The sequence below is a fragment of the Agarivorans litoreus genome, assembly GCF_019649015.1.
Taxonomy (GTDB): domain Bacteria; phylum Pseudomonadota; class Gammaproteobacteria; order Enterobacterales; family Celerinatantimonadaceae; genus Agarivorans; species Agarivorans litoreus.
Map to the genome: position 1 here is coordinate 1,216,590 of NZ_BLPI01000001.1, position 17,458 is coordinate 1,234,047.

Genomic DNA, 17,458 nt, shown 5'->3' on the forward strand with positions numbered 1-17,458 from the left:
CTTAGCCATTTATTCAGCGTTAGCGAGTGATTATTAAGCCCACTTAACTGCACACTCACTGCCTTGCCTAAATGGCTAATAAATTGCTGCAATAACCATCAGCAAAGATCAACAGACCCTAGTATTTATGGTGATAATTTTCTGTGCAAAACGCCCTTAGAAACTATGCATATTCTATTTTGTTAAACACCAATATATTTAAGCCGCCTTATTTTGACTTTACAGACATAAGTGGTAACTCCTCCAGCTAACTTTAAATTTTTGCCCTTCCAATCAACTGTCAAATAAAAAAAGCACAAAATAACTTGCAAACAAAATGATAATGATTATCATTTAGATATAGAGATTAGTGAGGACAACATTATGATTAAAACATTAACTTTTGCCAGCATGCATTTCACTATCGCTTTTTTGGTCACTTGGTTGTTAACTGGTGACATAATGATTGGCGGTTTGGTTGCCATAATAGAGCCAGCAGTAAACAGTGTGGCTTACTTCTTTCACGAAAAAGCCTGGACCAAATGGGGCTTCAACCGCCCTCAGCCAGCCAAGGAGTATGCATGTTAGACCAACAACGCGTTCAACAAATGGATATCAATATTTTGGTAAGCATTGTAAACATGCAAATTAGAAATGAGTTTGCTAGCTTTACTGAACTATGCAGGTTTTACCAACTAAATCAGAGCCAATTGAGCCAACGCTTAGAATCAGCAGGCTACCAATTACAAGCTAAGCAACAACAGTTTACCGCGGCCTAATCACTTACTCCACTCTGCTCTGCTCTACAAAGCGGATGGCCAATTAACATACGCGCTTAAACAGAATAAGCAACTTGGTAAATAGCTAAACTACTCTGCACTGGCATTCATCGCGCTATAAGCACGGTAGGCAAATACTAAAAAGAAAGCTTCCAGAACTTGCCCAAAAACTCGATTGGCAAACACCCATACGCCATTGGCATTATTGTCTAATAGCCAATGATGCACAGCCCAAACGGGTATCATGGTAACCCCAGCAACCACTATCACGCCCGCTAGCAAAGGCCACTTATAGGCTTCGGTTTGCCGCCAACTTGCGCTAATTGCTTCCACGGGACTGCTTTTGTTTAGTACACAATGTAAATCTGCCACCAACAATCGACTGGCGATAACAATACCAGGCAACACAAAAAAGCTCAGGCCAAGCATTACCAAAGCAAAACACATTGCCACTACCATAAACAACAAAGGCCAAATACTTAACGACGCTTGAAAACAGCGAGCAATTGACCACGGCTGCTGTTTAAACTGGGCGCGCATGTACAAAATGATTGCACCTTGATAAATAGGCTGCATTAACAAACCTATTATCACAAACATCCAGTAATTTGCGGTAGAAGGCTCGCTAGGGTTTTGAACATATTGGCTTTGCAATGCAGCAAAAGGTACAGCAAAGGGCAAAACCATTAACGCCAATTGAGCAAAATGCTGACGGTAAAAACGTAAGCTATCGGCCAACCAGTCCCATAAACCAACTATTGCCATACTGCTTTCACCACTCCTTTAAAACCGCCAGTCAATAAGTTTATGCTAAACAGATACATTGATGTAACTGATTAAGCGAGGCTATTGTCCAGTTCACATTTTCCAATGGCTGATGTTCAGGCTCGCTGTTTTTGTCTCTTTGCAACCACACACTGCTCATACCTGCTGAATTAGAGCCCTGTGCGTCATTCACTAAATTGTCTCCCACATAACAACATTGGCTAAGCTCAAGCTTGGCCAGCTGTGCAGCTTGCTGAAAAATCGCTGCTTTAGGCTTAGCAACCCCAGCCGCTTCTGCGGTTAGAACAAACTCGAAATAATCGAACAAGCCCGCTGCACGTACTTTTCGCTGTTGCATATCTTCAGGCCCATTTGATACTAACGCTAGCCGCCAGCCTTGTTGTTTAAGCTGACTTAAACAAGCCAAGGTATCGCCGTACAGCACGGTTGCATCGATATATTGCTGCATGAAATATTCGAAAGCCTGCTCAGCAGCATCAGCACTTAAGCTCTTATCTTGCAATGCTTCTCGCGCTCGGGCTTGGCGCATTTCAGCGGCGCTCAGTTTACCATGTAAAAAAGCTGGATAATGAAGTTTTAGCGCCCGCTTCCAATGACTTAAAGCATCGTGAGTTTGCGAGGGTTTGTATTTACCAAACAAAGCTTTCGCAGCAGTTTCGGTAGCAACTCCGTCATCCACTAAGGTGTCGTCTAAGTCAAACATTAGCATCTTGGCTTGGATGGGTTTAATCATCGGTATTCCTTGTATTTTCAGTCAGATTAGCGATAGGAAATAAGAAGTCAACGGTTGTTTACAGCAAGTCCTTCTGCCTAATCGAGAAAAGCTAGTGATCTAATCGGCCAGTGCTAACGTTAAAGAGAGGTCTAACATAATAGTAAGGACTCATCATGAAAACTCAATCCGTTGGCCTAAGTGATGTTACCGTGCTTTTTTACCCAAGCGATAACCCTTATCAGCTGCAATCTATGCTGTTAACAGATCAAGTTGTGAATAGCCAAGGCAGAGTAGTGATCCCCCGTAAACACAAGCAGGGAAAAATTATTGTTGCCGTAATAGCAGGTCAAGCCGAGTTACTGAACTTACTCGGCGACCGATTTGATGTAAGCCCCTTGTCAGTGGCTTAAGGTTTAGCATCTGCGCTATCTGTAGAAGACACGCTTCCTTCTAACTCAGCTTCAGCACACATGTAAGCGCGACTAGAACAAAATGGCGTAAGCGGCACACTAGGGGACAATGGTTGCTCTTGCTCTGCCAGTTGACGTTGATGCTTATTGGTGACTCTAGCCACAATATAGAAAGCCATACGTAGTGCCAATATCCCAAACACTATTGTACCTACTGCTTGACCGCCCAACACGCCCAACGGGCCAAACCAATGCCCACCTAGATAAACAAAAGGGACCGTGCCTAAAGTTGCTTTGCCAAAATTAAGCATGGTAGAGGTGCTTGGGTAGCCAAGATTATTAAAGGCAGCGTTAGCCACAAACATCGCCCCATTAAATACAAAGCTAAAGCTTATCCAGGTACAGAAGAAAGCAATAACAGTGGCCGCTTCACCACCTACACCAAACACATCCACAATTACGTTTTGCCCTAACAATAGAATTAACGACACCGCAACAACAAATCCACCGTTAAACCATAGCGCTTTGCTTAAAGCCTCATGTACTCTAGCGAAATTATTTGCCCCAAAGTTTTGGCCAACAATAGGGCCAATGGCGCCAGATAATGAGAATATCATGCCAAATGCCACCGGTATTATACGTCCTACCACTGCCCAACCCGCTACGTAGGCATCGCCAAAAATAGCAATAGAAGCAGTAACATAAGCATTGCCCAAAGGGGTTGCTACATTGGTCATCATAGCGGGAGCAGCCACCTTTAAAATAGCGCGCAGATCTTGAAGCCACTTTCGCAAATTAAAGCCAGCAAACAACTGGTGCTTGTAAATCACTCCAGACAAGGCAACACCTGCAACAACAAAGCGCGCGATAACCGAGGCAATAGCGGCACCAGGTAATCCAAGTCCAAGCGCAAATATAAATATCGGATCGAGTACCGCATTTACCCCGCCGCCAGCCAAGGTAGACCACATCGCCCGTTTTGCATCACCTACCGAGCGCAGTGCAGCGCCACCACTCATGGCCAAACCAAGAATCGGTAGCGAAGGCAGTAAGATTCTTAAATATTGTACTGCAAGTTCATGGGTTCTGGCCTTAGCGCCAATCAAGCTCAATAGCTCTGGCGCAAAATACCAAGCCAAAGCGGCAAAAGCGGCGCTAATCAAAAAACCAGTAAATAAGATATTGGTGACTAACTGCTTAGCCCGGGCTTTATCTTGCTGGCCAATCGCTTTTGACACCAAGGCGGTCATCGCAATCGACAAGCCAATAGAAATGGAGGTAGTAAAAAATGCGATGGTTCCGGCGTAGCCCACCGCTGCTGCTAGCTCAGCCTCACCCAATAAGCTAATAAAAAACAAATCGGTTAAATCAACCAAAAACAACGCAGTTAAGCCAATGGCATTGGTGGAGGACATAACAACGATGTGGCGAAAAATATCACCAGACACGAACTTTGCCTTTGGCATAGAAACTCTCAAAACAACTGGGTAATTTCTAGTGTAGGCGCTAATCAAAACGAAGTCATTGGCGAAATAGCCCCTTAATTAAAGGGGCTATTGCTGGTTAAATTTAGCTAAAGCTAGCACGTAGCTCTTTGGTTGCTAATACCATGTTGTTTAAGGCTGCCTCAGTTTCCTGCCAATTACGGGTTTTTAAGCCACAATCTGGGTTTACCCACAAGCGTTGCAATGGGATCCATTGTGCTGCTTTATCAATCAACGCTTTAATATCATCGATGCTAGGAATGTTAGGCGAGTGAATGTCGTAAACACCTGGGCCAATTTCATTTGGATACTCAAAGTGCTCAAAGGCCTGCAACAAACTCATCGCCGAACGAGAAGTCTCAATGGTTAATACGTCGGCATCCAATGCGGCTACCGCTGGCATAATGTCATTAAACTCGCTGTAACACATGTGAGTATGGATCTGCGTTTCAGGTTTAGCGCTAGCTGCAGATAGCTTAAAAGCAGATACCGCCCAGTTTAAATAGTCATCCCATTGGCTGCGTTTAAGCGGCATACCTTCGCGAATTGCCGGTTCATCAATTTGAATAACTTGAATACCGGCTTGTTGTAGCTCGGCCACTTCATCATTAAGCGCGATAGCGATTTGCTCAGCGATTTGGGCGCGGCTAATATCCTCTCGGGCGAAGCTCCACGTCAAAATAGTCACCGGGCCAGTTAGCATGCCTTTTACCGGCTTGTTAGTTAAGGATTGCGCATAGCTGCTCCACTCAATGGTAAGAGGTTTAGCGCGCTCGATGTCATCTACAATAATTGCTGGTTTTACACAACGCGAGCCATAACTTTGTACCCAACCAAAGCGGCTAGCAATAAAGCCATCTAATAGCTCGGCAAAATACTCAACCATGTCGTTACGTTCGGCTTCACCATGCACTAACACATCCAAATCTAAGCGCTCTTGACGCTCAATGGCATCCTTAATGTGTTGCGCAAGCGCAGCATCATAATCAGCTTGGCTTAGTTGCCCCGCTTTATATTCGCGACGCTGACGACGAATTTCATTGGTTTGCGGAAACGAACCAATAGTAGTGGTTGGCAAGGGTGGCAATTGCAAACTTTGCTGCTGAATTTCTTGGCGCTGTGCAAAGCTTAAAGTACGCTCACGCTCAGCCGGGGTTAAGGCGCTAATTCGCTGCTGCAAGCTGGAGTTGTTTTTCTTGCTAAGGTTTTGCAAAGCAGCACTGTATTGGCGAGATAGCCGCAGGGCGTCAGCTTCACCGTTTAGCGCTTCATCAAGTATTTGCAGTTCAGATAGTTTTTGCTCCGCAAAAGCCAAACGATATTTAGCATCACCCAAGTCTGTTTCACTCTCTAGATCAAGCGGGCTGTGCAACAAAGAACAAGACGAGGCAAGCCACAAGCGCTCGCCTAAGCGAGCTTTAAGTGAGCTGTAGTTCTCGATAATCTCTGGCAAATTTGCTCGCCATACATTGCGACCATTAATCACCCCAGCCGACAATACCCACGCGTCAGGTAACCAAGTTAGTACTTGCTCAAGCTGTTGTGGAGCGGCAGATAAATCTAAATGCAGCCCGTCTACCGCCAATTGCTTAATCACCTCAGCATTGTCTAACACATCTGCAAAATAGCTGGTCAGAAGCAACTTAGTGGGGCTGAGCTTTGTTTGATAAGCAGCTAACAATGCGCCTTGCCATTGCGAATCGAGCTCTAGACCCAAGATAGGTTCGTCCACTTGAACCCACTCCACACCTAAATCTGCAACAGCTCGGAAGATCTCGCGGTAAACCGTTAACAACTGTGGCAATAACGACAAACGGTCAAAATCACTGGCTGCTTGCTCGTCATTTTTACCGAGGTACAGGTAAGAAACAGGCCCCAAAATAACTGGCTTAACTGCATGGCCTTGCTCAAATGCTTCGCAAATTTCATCAAACAGTTGCTGCCACTGTAGGCTAAATACACTGTCTTCAGAAAACTCCGGCACAATGTAGTGGTAATTAGTGTTAAACCATTTGCTCATGTCTGATGCCGCATGATTACAGCCACAGCCCTGTTGGCCACGAGCAATTGCAAACATGCTATCTAGGTTAATTTGCTCAGACTGATGACGCTTAGGCAGGTTGCCTAACAATAATGAAGTATTTAGTACTTGGTCGTACCAAGCAAAATCGCCGACGGTCACCCAAGCTTGACCGCTGTTTTTTTGGGCTTGCCAGTTTTGTTGGCGAATGTTTTTGCCAACTTGTAATAACTCTTGCTGCGAAGATTCACCACGCCAGTAGCTTTCTAAAGCAAATTTTAGTTCTCGTTGCTTCCCAATTCTTGGGTAACCCAATACGTGAGTAGTGCTCATATCAATATCCTTTTAGCCGTCTAGATGTATAAATTCATATTGACCAGAGCGAGGCCTCAACACAATTGAAAAGCCATCAAGTTAAATTGAATTTTTCTCAACTCTGCTTAATCCAGTAAAAATTGAGCATACAAAATTAAAGCGTTCTCCCTATCTATATTGAAAATTATTCATGTTAAGTCATCTACCTTGGCACTTATATGTACAAACAAACCTGAACTGCCTAAGCTGCAAATTCGCCAACACACCTACAGGAGGCTAGCCAGATAAATGTTAGAAATAAAGCATTTACGTTGCATTCAAGCTATTGCTGCTAGCTCTTCTTTAAAGTCAGCTGCTGCTAAGTTGTTTATTACCGATTCGGCGCTATCTCACCAGCTAAAAGACTTAGAGCAGCGCATCAATAGTCAGCTAGTGTTAAGAAAGCAACAGCCCTTGCAACTCACCCAACACGGCCAGCAACTGCTTAATTTAGCCCAGCAAGTGCTGCCTTTAATTGAACAAACCGAGCAACAATTTAGCGCCGCCCAACAACAGCAAACACGTTTAAACATTAGTGTTGATTGTCATGCTTGTTTTCAATGGTTATTACCGGCTTTGCAGCGGTTTCAGCAAACTTGGCCAGAGGTAAATAGCCATTTTTGCCAAGACAAAAACTATAACGGCCTGCCCTTGTTACAACGTGGTGAAGCTGACATTCTGCTAACGTCTGAAGTAAGCCCAGAGGCGCAAATCCATTTTGAGCCTTTATTTGAATATGAAATGGTGCTTATTTGCCCACCTCAACACCGCTTAAGCAGCCAAGCGACCGTAACAGCCTCCCAGTTAAGCCAAGAAACCATCATTAGTTACCCGGTAACGCCACAACGCTTAGACTTATATCGTTACATTCTTCAACCCAGCCAAGTAGCTGTAAAACAATGGAAACACGCCGATAACCCAGCCATGTTACTGCAAATGGTCGCAGCAGGAATGGGAGTGGCAGCGATGCCTTATTGGGCTGTAGAGCATTATGCGCAGCAACAATTTGTGCACTTATTGTCGTTTGAACAGGCTTTATGGCGCCCCATGTACGCAGCCTTTAGTAAAAACGCTCAATCAAGTACAGTGCTAAAAGATTTTGTTGAACATATTTTGCAACAAGCACTCAGCCAACTAAAAGGCGGCAGAGCACTAAGCTTTAAGCATAAATAAGCGTCAATTTGATTTGACGGATCTGCCAAAAAGAGTTTACTTTTAATAACATAAGGAAAGCTCCCCAGCTCGTATTTTAACTTTTTGGCATAGGTTTTTGCGATGGTTTCTGACTGGTCTCCAGCAGAGTTTACAGAAAGAAAAATGAGCCTTGTCATGCATTTGGCAGGTTTCATTCCTAGTGCTTATTTTTCAATTACTCATTTAGTTAATGGGGTATTTTGGTACGGCTTAGTGGTACTACCCTGCGCCTTGGCCATTTTAGTTTCGCTATTCTTCTTATTCACCAAACCCGAATCCAACCATTACAAAACTGCCGACGTTTGGTTCTTATTGTTAGCCATTCCCCCAGTTTTATTAGCACTGACTCAACCTAATATGCACGGCGAATTTTTTGTTCCCGCATTAATTTTGGCTTGCTTTATCCACTTACCACTGCAAGTCGCAGAGCGTTTGGTTTTTGCAGTGAGCATTTTGGCGATTATCTTTGGTGTTCATCACTTAGGTGTTCATCAAGGTATACGATTTAGCATTGGCGTAGTGGCCTCACACATCTTTGCATGGGGCTTGGCGCGGGTACTGGTAAAGCAAAATAACGAACTCAAAGAACTCGCGTTTAAAGACTCCCTCACTCGTTGCTACAACCGCAGAGCCTTGTTTGATGAGCTGCTAAAAGCTACCCAACAACATAAACGCAGTGGCATCAAAGCTAGCATTATCCTTTTAGACTTAGACCATTTTAAAGCCATTAATGATCAACATGGCCATAATGTAGGCGATCAAATACTGGTGTGGTTTGCCCACTTTTTGCAACAAAACACCCGCGTTAACGACCGCGTTTTTCGCTACGGAGGCGAAGAATTTCTTATCATGTTACACGATGCTGACTTTGATACTGCCTACCAAACTAGCGAGAAGCTAGTAGCTAAAATTTCTAGTTTATTAGCACCCAACCAACTGTCGATTAGCTTTAGTGCAGGCATAGCTAGCATCAAAGAAAATGAGAGTATTGATGATTGGATAGAGCGAGCAGACCAAGGTTTATATCAAGCCAAACAAGCGGGGAGAAAGCAAACTTGGCCCAGTCAATTTGAGTGTGTAGAAGCCAGCACACCAAAACAGCCTATTTAAACACGTTGTTTAAATAGGCTAATTACTATTAGCGTTACTTTATAAGTATAATTTTATTAACTGGCCTTGCTGAAGCGATAAGACTGGATCATTTTCTCTTCACTACCTTGCTGTGAGTAGGTTTCTACAATCCAAAGCTGGGGGCTCACCACGCGTAATTCCATGCGCATGTTAGCAGTATTAACCTGGCTTAAAGGGTAGTAACTAAAGCGGTTCATAGCCGCTTGAAACTCGCCCGCATACACCACATCATTTTCAAGGTTAGAGGCACTCACGCTTAATTGATGACCTTGCTGTTGGTTATAGCTAATGGTTGTGCTGGCTTGTAACTCAAGCTTTTCGCCAGCCACCTCTAACTGCTCTAGCTCAACCGTAGCAGCATCACTCTCCAACATTTTACCGCGTGCAAGGCCCTGCGCTTCGATGGTGCTACCATCAGGCTGAATCGCCCAAACGTTTACCTGCCATTGACCCAGCAATTTATTCAAATGCTCACCTTGATTGGCCGTTGCATTGTCACCATTCATGATCACGGTATTTGGCTGGGCTATCGCTTCTGCAGTTGTACCGGTGCGGCGATTCTCGTGGCTATTCTCGTAATCGCGCATTGCACCACTAGCACCACCCGCTGCAGCACCAACAGCAGCACCTTTTACTGCCAACTCAGCATCTCCAGTAACTGCTCCCATAACTAAACCTAATACGGCTCCGCCTACTGCACCGGTTTTCATTCCTTGATTAGGATCAGGCTCACCATCCGTTGAGGCACAGCCGGCAAGCATGGTGCTTGCAAGTAAAACGACACTAATAGAGGTTCCGATTTTGTTCATTCATGGTTCTCGCTATTGCTAAATAATATGCGACTAAGATAAAGCAAGGCGCAAACTAACATCAGGGCATGTAAAAAGTTTTTTTTGTTAGCTAATGCCTAGCGGAACCCATTGGGCGAAGTGGCAACAACTTGCTAGAATAAACTACATAATAACAATTACTTGATGACTCTAAATGGCTGACTACCAAGACATTGCCGACTATTTACAGCAAAAGCGCACTCAGGCAGGACTAACCCAAGAGCAACTTTGCCAAGTATTAGCGGCCTTTAGCCCAGAATTTAGTGAGCTGGATGCCTTGGCGGTGAGCCGTTGGGAGCGGGGAAAAGTAGCGCCGAGCTTAAATCGGCAATTGGAAATTATTCGCTACTTTGGTGATGAAGCTTATAAAATTTTCACTTCCAGTAGCTTTAGCTCGAAAAACCTTCCCAGCAACCAAGCGATGAACAAGGTATTAGAAGCTCGCGCTAAGTTTAAGCATTACATGGGGGCTCACCCTTATCTGCCGCAAAGTGAAGAGAGTTTTGAACGAATTACTCCGCCCCACCCCCTTACTCAATACAGTGCACAACACTTAAGTAATTACAGACAACCTTACCTATGGCCATGAGCAGTGGAACAGCGCTTGGCTCGAGTCACTGCAAAACCATCCCGCTGCGGAAGTTAGCTATTACTTCTACCTTGGTCAACTAGCCGGGCACTGTTTCGCACTCAAGATAAAACAGCCCTATTTTGAAAAACTATTGGATAAGAGCTTAGATGAAGCTGACGTAAGCGAAAAAATGCTAGCTGGTAGCAATGAGCCCGCCAGCTTATATATTTATTCCATATACACTGGGCGAGTAAACGCCATCTCACAAGTTTACGAAAACTTATTTAAAACCTTCATCATGAATTCTTCGCTAAGCTATATAGGCATTAGAGTTCGCCGTGACATCGCTTTTGTGATGCTAGAAAACGTACCACACACCATTGAAGAGATAGGCCCACCAAGTGACAACCGCAATGTGGGTATCAAACATCGCGGTAAGCGCTATCAGTACGTAACCTGCAGGATAGAACGACAAGCACTAATTAATTCACCAGTATTTTTAAATATCTTAAGAAGTGATTAAGGAGTTCTGAAGAGGCTATTGAATAGCCAAGCTCTCTTGTTCCTTACGCCACAAACGATGACCACAAGATAGACAAACACACTCACGGCGGTGATCCATCAGGCTTTCCAAGCCATACTCCCACGTTTGGTCGCTATCGCAGTGAATGCAACGAATAGAGTTGGCATCGTCGGTTTTTTCAGGGTAACGAGTCTGATAGTCGTTTAGCGTGGGTAAACGAGCCCACACCCTTTGACAACTATCGCGGCGATTAAAAAACAGCACTACTGCACCCAGTAATATTAGTAACAGCTGAAACACACCACCTGCCTTGGTTTTTTTTAAGCTTAAGTTCTTAATACCGAACCCAATTTCTGCAACAGATCCTTGCTTAGAAAACATTTGAAATCAACCTACTTGTTAACAAAACCGCCATTAACAGCAAAATGCTGCCGGCACAGCTGTTACATATTGTTTACGTTTCCATAACTGCGCATACTACAAGAACTTTGTTACGCTAAAACGACGTGACATGATAATTTGCCACTTGCTGCGTATATACTTATACCCAGATGTTAAAGGGCGCAGAAGGTAACAATAAGCCAATGAATAAGCTAGTAAAATTCTTCTCTATTACTCTTTCTATTTGCGGCTTGCTAGCAGCGGGAGTAATACTGAGCTTGCCTTATTTACCAGATACTCCCCTGGGCATATCCGTAAGCTATTTAAGTCTATTCTCGCCGCGCTGGTGGGCGATGTTACTGGCCCTTACGCCGATTTTGTTTATCCGCCAGCTAGGCAAATGGCAGCACCTAAGCTGGGCACTCTGCGCGGTGGTGTTTGTGCAATTTCAAGATCTTCAGCTTAAGTTACCTCAACAGCAAGCTAGCACCATCACCATTTTGTCTTTAAACAACGGCAATGGTGCGAGCTCACCGCAAATTCGCCAGTTGGTAGCAGAGTTAAAACCCGACATTGTATTTATGCAGGAATCAAAGCCAGAGCGGGTGCAGCAAGTCTTTGACGATAGTTGGTATAGTCACTGCGACCACCTTTGCACCGTAAGCCGAACGCCAATTGAACATCAAGGCAGCTTATCGCGTGAAACCTTTGGTGGCTTTGGTAAATTTGCGGTGTTTTATCACACCACGATTGAAGGAAAAGAACTAAGTATCGCCAATATCCACATGGACACCCCAAGGCCAACCATTAACGCCTTAATCCATCGTAGCTTTGAGCCTGAAGCATTTAACAACTTGCACTTTGCGCGCAACATGCAAGCCTCTTTAGTGGCTTCTTGGGCTAAGCAGCAAGCCAGCTATATTGCTGCTGGCGACTTTAATATGACGGTCCAAGAAAACCTTTATCAACGGCATTTAGCCGGTCTAAATAATGGCATTGACTTAGTAGGCAGCGGAGTTAACTACACCAAATACACGTCATGGCACGGCGCAAGGATAGACCACGTACTAGCCTCTGAAGATCTCAGTTTTGCTAGCGCTAGGGTACTTGATTCAGTCGGTGGCGATCACCGCCCAATCACTGCAAGTTTAGCGTTACCTTAACCAGCTTTAGGCAGCTTTTTGCGGCTTGCCGTTTGGCGAACACCGCGCCGCAGACCATCTATTGCCAATAACACTAAGGCAAAAATGATTAACATATAAGTTGGCCACTGCTCAGGGCTTAAACGCTCACCCAGTAACCAGCCCACGCTAAATACCAATACAGGTTCTAAATAACCCATTAAGCCAAATAAACTCAGAGGCAAATAGTTAGAAGCAAGTAAAAACAGTAACATAGGAATGGTACCCGCTACCCCCAGCCCGAAGTAATACGCCCAAGGGGCATAGTTATACAGATTCGAGAGCTGGCTTTGCGCTTCGCTCACGCCCTCCCCCATTAGCAAATAAGCGCAGGCAAGCGGCAATAGCATTAAGTTATCAATAGTAAAAGCAATATGGCTAGGTAAAGGATACTTACGCCGCAACATAAAATATAAGGGATAACCCAAGGCCACCAACAACACTATCCACGACAAGCCGTCAGCCATTAAGTAGGCGTAAGCAACCCCAACAGCAGCAACAACAACCGATAGCCACTGCAGGCTAGTTAAACGCTCTTTATAGACAAACCGTCCCACTAATACCAATACCAAGGGCAAGGAAAAGTAACCCAGCGCAACCGGCAGCGTCTGGCCGTTGGCTGGCGCCCAAATAAACAACCAAAACTGCAAGCCAACTAATACAGCAGCCAGCATCAAGCGTGGCCAAGCTCGCCAATTAGCCATGTACTGAATGAGCAAAGGCAATTGCTTGAAGCAAGCTAAACCCACAAACATTAGCAAACAGCTCCACACAATACGCTGAGCAGCTAGCCAATTGCCGCTGTTTTCATTTAAAGGAAACTGATGGATATACCAAGGAAGAAAGGCAAACATGCACGAAGCCATTGCCGAGCAAGCTAGACCAAAATAGAGACGGGAAGAATGCGAGGAAACTAGCGCCACAGCAACCACTTAATCAATGAGTTAAACCCTGATTAAGCAGCAATTATGCTATGGCTGCAAGTTATTTGCGCAATTTTTAACTAGTGTAAAAGCTTACGACTAGTTGATTGAGCTGATACTTGATGGAATTGTGCTGTGGCCGCCATAGCTTGCCATTGGCTTTGCATTTTTTGATATGGGCTTAAGCCATTTTGACGCTGAGCGTAATCGTTAAGAATTACTCCCCAACGAAACTCATCCATTTGCTGACTAGGTACTTTACCTTCGCGTTTAGCCATTACTTGAACTAAGTTTTTAAGCTTATCTAGCTGCGGCGCGACGGGGTGGTTTACCCCATCGGTAACCAATACATTCTGAAAATCAGCCAACATATTCTTTTTCAAAGCATCAATTTCTTCATCTTGTAAATCGGCCACAGCAATAGCCTCGGTCAATAAACGTAGCTGCCACACTCGAGAAAAGTTTTGGTAATCACGTTTGTTTAAATCAAAAAATAACATTGCATAACCACTGTTACGCTCAATGACCGCTAAACACTCGTGTGAATCTACGGCAAATGCGTGGGCACTCCAACTATGGCGAATAGAGGCGTTCTCAAGGGAAGGTAACTCGCGAGGAAGCCAAGCTTGCACATCGTTACTAATCTGAATTTCTATCATAATTTGCTCATCGCTGATTCTAATAATCTACAAAGAGCAAAATCGATGCCAGCAAATAGCGTCAAATATTTGCTGGCTAGTCTAATTCGACTATTTTAACTCTAGCAATACCTCACTTAATGAGGCGCGAACCTTGTGCCCCAAGCGCTTAAGCTCGTCACTAGGTTGAATAAGATCCGGGATCTGGTAGACCTGCATGCCGGCTGCTACTGCAGCTCTAACGCCGTTTTCTGAGTCTTCAAAGGCTAAACACTTACTGGCGTCAATATTTAGCGACTTGGCGGCTTTTAAGAAAATTTCTGGGTGCGGTTTACTATTACTCACCTGACACCCGGTAGAAACACTTTCAAAAAAATGCAGTAACCCTGCATTGCCCAACTTAGCTTCAGCGGTGGGTTTACCCGAAGAAGTGGCAACCGCTAATGGAACGCCTTGGCTTGTTAACCACTGCAACAAATCTACCACACCTTGCTTAATCGGTAATGCTTGATCAACAGCCAAGGCGTGATACTTATCCAACCAACAGTCACGCAGCCTTGGATAATCCAAGCTCTCGCCGTATCCCTCACAAATGGTCTTTTTTATTTGCTCGGCATTGGTGCCAATACAGCTAAGGTAAACCTGTTCTTTAAAGGCTAAACCTAGCTCACTACAAGCCTGAGAAAAGGTATCGTAAGACACTTGCTCACTGTCGAGCAGCAAGCCGTCCATATCAAACACAGCAGCGCTAAAATGCATACAACTCTCCAGTTAAAGCTAAGCCACTTAACTCATGCCAAGCGGCTTAAATGTTAAAAGAATAAATGGGCCATTACCGCAATGATCGGCAAAGTGACTAAAGTACGAATCAAGAAGATAGCAAACAACTGCCACAGCTTAACTGGCAACTGGCTGCCCATAATAATTGCGCCTACTTCCGACAAGTAAATCAGCTGAGTTACCGATACCGCTGCGATAACAAAACGGGTTATATCAGCTTCAATAGATGCTGCAAGAATTGACGGAATAAACATGTCGGCGAAACCTACCACTAAGGTTTCCGATGCTCTGGCGGCCTCTGGAAGCTGCAATAGCTCTAACAAAGGAATGAATGGCTTACCTAAAAAACTAAAAATCGGAGTGTATTCTGCCACCACTAAGGCTACCGAGCCCACCGCCATAATTACCGGCAATACACCCAGCACCATGTCCAGTACATTATGCACACCTTGCTTGGCTAACTGTTTAGGGTGACTCGCTCGACCAGCTTGAACAAGCGCTAGCTGCCAAGCCCATGTGATGGTGTTGTAACCAGCAGGAATAACTTCGTCGTCTTGCTTGCGCTCACTGCCATCGATAAATTGATCTTTAAAACCAGAAAGAGGCGGCAAGCGCGGCACAATAATCGCTGCAGCAAGACCTGCAATACACACAGTAAGATAGAAAGGTGCAAACATATGCTCAAGGTTAACTTGCGCTAATACCACCAAACTAAAGGTAATAGACACCGCAGAAAAGGTGGTGGCAATTACTACGCCTTCGCGTTGGGTGTAATGCTTGTCTTCATACTGTTTGTTGGTTAGCAAAATCCCTACGCTACCATCACCTAACCAAGACGCCATTGAATCTACTGCACTGCGACCAGGTAAACCGAACAGAGGACGCATGATTTTACTCAGCAAAGTGCCTACAAATTCTAACAAGCCAAAATTAAGCAATAGGGGTAATAACAAACCAGCAAAAATGAACACACTAAGTAAGGTAGGCAGTAAGTCACCTAAAATGAGGCCACCAGTATCACCCGACCAAATAGCTTGAGGCCCTAATTCAAAAGCGCATACCAGCACCAGAACCCAACCCACCATTCTTACCACATACCAAGGTAGAGAAACCTGAAACAATGACGTTAGCAAGGCATTTTTGCCAAGCCAATTAGGCTTAGCAATGAGTGTATAGGTAGACATTAGGGCACTAAGGGTGATTAAACCAACCACTAGCCACAAGGCGCTATCACCTAAAGCCGCCACTAAGCTTTTTGCCATAATCGCCACCGGAATGGTAAACGAGCCATCGTAAGGCAACGGCAACATAAACAGGAAAATGCCCAATAATGAAGGTAATACAAACTTCCAAGCAGAACCTACTGCAGGATGGTTGGTTGGGGCATTAGGCATAGATGCTGGCTTGGCGTCTCGCATATAAAATCACTCTATTTGGTATATTCTGTAGTTATATTCACTAAGCATGAATAGATTTTCGCGCAAGAATACAAGCAAAAAACCAGCTAATCAAGATTTTTAAGCTACTAAAAGGCACAAACAAAACATCATTAACTAGTTATCTTGATTATTATCAAAACTTACAACTAGCCAGTCAGTAATAAATTCTTAAACCACGAGGAGCTTATTAGCTTACTTTTAAAAATCTTCGCCACGGTAACGGTACTCCGCTAACTGTGCAGCAGCCAAATAGTGCTTAATAAATAACTGCTTAGCACTGCGATTGTAGTGAAAGCGTACTGTGGTGCTGGTTTGCCAACGACTATCTTTCGCCCTGCGCCATAACACTTGGTCACCTTCCAGTTGGCAATAATAGCTGTGGCTTTGGCCATTGTGCCTCACGCGCATTTGCATGAGCGACTGAGCTCTGCGGTAATTATCGACCTTTTTTACGTCCACGCCTTGCAAACTGGCGATCGCTGCTTGGCAAACTTGCTCAGGCTTAAAACCTCCCAAGTTTGGTTTAGCTAATACCAAGTCAATAAACGCAGGCCACAACAACAGCGCTAAAAAGAGCTTCTTCAAGCTAGTACTACCTTATCTATGAATGCCTTTAACAAACCATTGCTATGAGGCGTCTCTTGCGCGGCTGTTAACACTTGCTGCAAATGATTATCCCCTTGAGTGTAATGCTCACGAAACTGACTTAAACGTTGAACTAAGATCCTGCGATTGACCTCGGGGTGAAACTGGCTTGCCCAAAATGGCGCTGAGGATACTTTTAACGCGTGCACACAGTGTTTTGTATACGCCAAGGATACACAGCCTTGAGGTAGGCTTAAGGCACTATCTCGATGAACAGATACCGCCATAAAAGGATTAGGCAAACTGCTAAACAACAGATCTTCTTCAGCGTGCTCTGTGAGAGAGATAGCTAAGGTGCCCATTTCAAAATCACGTTCTTGATGAATAATCTTGCCCCCCAAAGCCAGCACCGCAAGCTGAAAACCAAAACATGAAGCAAATGTGGGTAGTTGTCGCTCAATACAGCGCAACAGTAGCTGCTGTATGGCTGTTACAAAAGGATAGCGCTTCGGGTCCAGCACACTGGCTTCACTGGAGCCTCCTACCAACACCGCATCTATGTCCTGCAAAGCGTAATCGCTACAATCAGGCGTATCAAATACATTAAGAATTCTAAACTGCTCTACCGCTACGCCACAAAAGTGACAAAAACTGGCTAATTCCTCAATGCGGGTATCACTATCATCGCGGATCTGAATTAACAGAATAGATAGTTGCTCACGTGACAGTTTCATAGTTACCACTTAGTATATTGA

20 protein-coding genes are annotated in these 17,458 nt (G+C 44.5%); 8 read left to right on the forward strand and 12 right to left on the reverse strand.

The features are described from left to right. Nucleotides 1–363: 363 nt before the first annotated feature. Nucleotides 364–567: a DUF2061 domain-containing protein gene (locus tag K5L93_RS05665; protein ID WP_220718844.1), complete on the forward strand. Its 204-nt coding sequence runs from the start codon at nt 364–366 to the stop codon at nt 565–567. Next, complete coding sequence (locus tag K5L93_RS05670; RefSeq protein WP_220718845.1) at nt 561–758, forward strand: DUF4250 domain-containing protein; 198 nt, start codon at nt 561–563, stop codon at nt 756–758. Before K5L93_RS05665 ends, K5L93_RS05670 begins: the two co-directional genes overlap by 7 nt. Nucleotides 759–848: 90 nt before the next feature. Here the strand turns inward: K5L93_RS05670 and K5L93_RS05675 are convergent, their stop codons facing one another. After that, the gene (locus tag K5L93_RS05675) at nt 849–1,523 is read right to left on the reverse strand and encodes a YciC family protein (protein WP_220718846.1); all 675 of its coding nucleotides are present in this window, start codon (nt 1,521–1,523) and stop codon (nt 849–851) included. A gap of 40 nt (nt 1,524–1,563) precedes the next feature. Continuing rightward, a complete protein-coding gene (locus K5L93_RS05680) occupies nt 1,564–2,277 on the reverse strand; it encodes an HAD family hydrolase (RefSeq protein ID WP_220718847.1) in 714 nt (237 codons plus the stop codon). Between the two features lie 155 nt (nt 2,278–2,432). On the opposite strand from K5L93_RS05680, the gene K5L93_RS05685 reads away from it, so the two are divergent. Next, the gene (locus K5L93_RS05685; protein ID WP_220718848.1) at nt 2,433–2,669 is read left to right on the forward strand and encodes a DUF2375 family protein; all 237 of its coding nucleotides are present in this window, start codon (nt 2,433–2,435) and stop codon (nt 2,667–2,669) included. On the opposite strand, the gene K5L93_RS05690 is transcribed toward K5L93_RS05685, so the two are convergent. Both K5L93_RS05690 and metE read right to left on the reverse strand, forming a co-directional pair. Then, on the reverse strand, nt 2,666–4,135 hold the full coding sequence (locus tag K5L93_RS05690) for an MATE family efflux transporter (RefSeq protein WP_220718849.1): 1,470 nt from the start codon (nt 4,133–4,135) through the stop codon (nt 2,666–2,668). The genes K5L93_RS05685 and K5L93_RS05690 overlap by 4 nt on opposite strands. A gap of 103 nt (nt 4,136–4,238) precedes the next feature. Next, nucleotides 4,239–6,506 carry a 5-methyltetrahydropteroyltriglutamate--homocysteine S-methyltransferase gene (gene metE / locus K5L93_RS05695; protein ID WP_220718850.1) on the reverse strand — a complete coding sequence of 756 codons (2,268 nt, stop codon included), beginning with the start codon at nt 6,504–6,506 and terminating at the stop codon, nt 4,239–4,241. Nucleotides 6,507–6,776: 270 nt separating this feature from the next. Between metE and K5L93_RS05700 the strand changes: the two genes are divergently transcribed. Next, nucleotides 6,777–7,700, forward strand: a complete 924-nt coding sequence (locus K5L93_RS05700) for a LysR substrate-binding domain-containing protein (RefSeq protein ID WP_220718851.1) — start codon at nt 6,777–6,779, stop codon at nt 7,698–7,700. A gap of 102 nt (nt 7,701–7,802) precedes the next feature. Then, complete coding sequence (locus K5L93_RS05705) at nt 7,803–8,831, forward strand: GGDEF domain-containing protein (protein ID WP_220718852.1); 1,029 nt, start codon at nt 7,803–7,805, stop codon at nt 8,829–8,831. A gap of 56 nt (nt 8,832–8,887) precedes the next feature. Here the strand turns inward: K5L93_RS05705 and K5L93_RS05710 are convergent, their stop codons facing one another. Continuing rightward, nucleotides 8,888–9,661: a YMGG-like glycine zipper-containing protein gene (locus K5L93_RS05710; RefSeq protein WP_220718853.1), complete on the reverse strand. Its 774-nt coding sequence runs from the start codon at nt 9,659–9,661 to the stop codon at nt 8,888–8,890. 175 nt (nt 9,662–9,836) lie between these two features. Here K5L93_RS05710 and K5L93_RS05715 point away from each other — a divergent pair, with 175 nt between their 5' ends. Then, a complete protein-coding gene (locus tag K5L93_RS05715) occupies nt 9,837–10,271 on the forward strand; it encodes a helix-turn-helix domain-containing protein (RefSeq protein ID WP_220718854.1) in 435 nt (144 codons plus the stop codon). 133 nt (nt 10,272–10,404) lie between these two features. Further along, nucleotides 10,405–10,776 (forward strand): hypothetical protein, encoded by a 372-nt coding sequence (locus tag K5L93_RS05720; protein ID WP_220718855.1) that lies wholly within the window; start codon nt 10,405–10,407, stop codon nt 10,774–10,776. A 15-nt stretch (nt 10,777–10,791) separates the two neighbouring features. On the opposite strand, the gene K5L93_RS05725 is transcribed toward K5L93_RS05720, so the two are convergent. Continuing rightward, nucleotides 10,792–11,157 (reverse strand): hypothetical protein, encoded by a 366-nt coding sequence (locus K5L93_RS05725; RefSeq protein ID WP_220718856.1) that lies wholly within the window; start codon nt 11,155–11,157, stop codon nt 10,792–10,794. Between the two features lie 203 nt (nt 11,158–11,360). Between K5L93_RS05725 and K5L93_RS05730 the strand changes: the two genes are divergently transcribed. After that, nucleotides 11,361–12,320: an endonuclease/exonuclease/phosphatase family protein gene (locus K5L93_RS05730; RefSeq protein WP_220718857.1), complete on the forward strand. Its 960-nt coding sequence runs from the start codon at nt 11,361–11,363 to the stop codon at nt 12,318–12,320. Here K5L93_RS05730 and rarD read toward each other — a convergent pair. From rarD to K5L93_RS05760, 6 genes are all read right to left on the reverse strand, one after another. Further along, the gene (gene rarD / locus K5L93_RS05735; RefSeq protein ID WP_220718858.1) at nt 12,317–13,270 is read right to left on the reverse strand and encodes an EamA family transporter RarD; all 954 of its coding nucleotides are present in this window, start codon (nt 13,268–13,270) and stop codon (nt 12,317–12,319) included. The two genes, K5L93_RS05730 and rarD, sit on opposite strands and share 4 nt — an antisense overlap. 71 nt (nt 13,271–13,341) lie before the next feature. Next, nucleotides 13,342–13,920, reverse strand: coding sequence for a DUF6933 domain-containing protein (locus K5L93_RS05740; RefSeq protein ID WP_220718859.1), 579 nt, complete (start codon nt 13,918–13,920; stop codon nt 13,342–13,344). 90 nt (nt 13,921–14,010) lie between these two features. Next, nucleotides 14,011–14,658, reverse strand: coding sequence for an HAD family hydrolase (locus K5L93_RS05745; RefSeq protein ID WP_220718860.1), 648 nt, complete (start codon nt 14,656–14,658; stop codon nt 14,011–14,013). A gap of 53 nt (nt 14,659–14,711) precedes the next feature. After that, the gene (locus tag K5L93_RS05750; protein ID WP_220721457.1) at nt 14,712–16,073 is read right to left on the reverse strand and encodes a YjiH family protein; all 1,362 of its coding nucleotides are present in this window, start codon (nt 16,071–16,073) and stop codon (nt 14,712–14,714) included. Between the two features lie 243 nt (nt 16,074–16,316). Continuing rightward, nucleotides 16,317–16,703, reverse strand: a complete 387-nt coding sequence (locus tag K5L93_RS05755) for a hypothetical protein (RefSeq protein WP_220718861.1) — start codon at nt 16,701–16,703, stop codon at nt 16,317–16,319. Further along, entirely contained in the window at nt 16,700–17,437 is a 738-nt protein-coding gene (locus tag K5L93_RS05760; protein WP_220718862.1) for a type 1 glutamine amidotransferase, read from the reverse strand. The genes K5L93_RS05755 and K5L93_RS05760 overlap by 4 nt, the downstream gene beginning before the upstream one ends. Between the last annotated feature and the right edge of the window lie 21 nt (nt 17,438–17,458).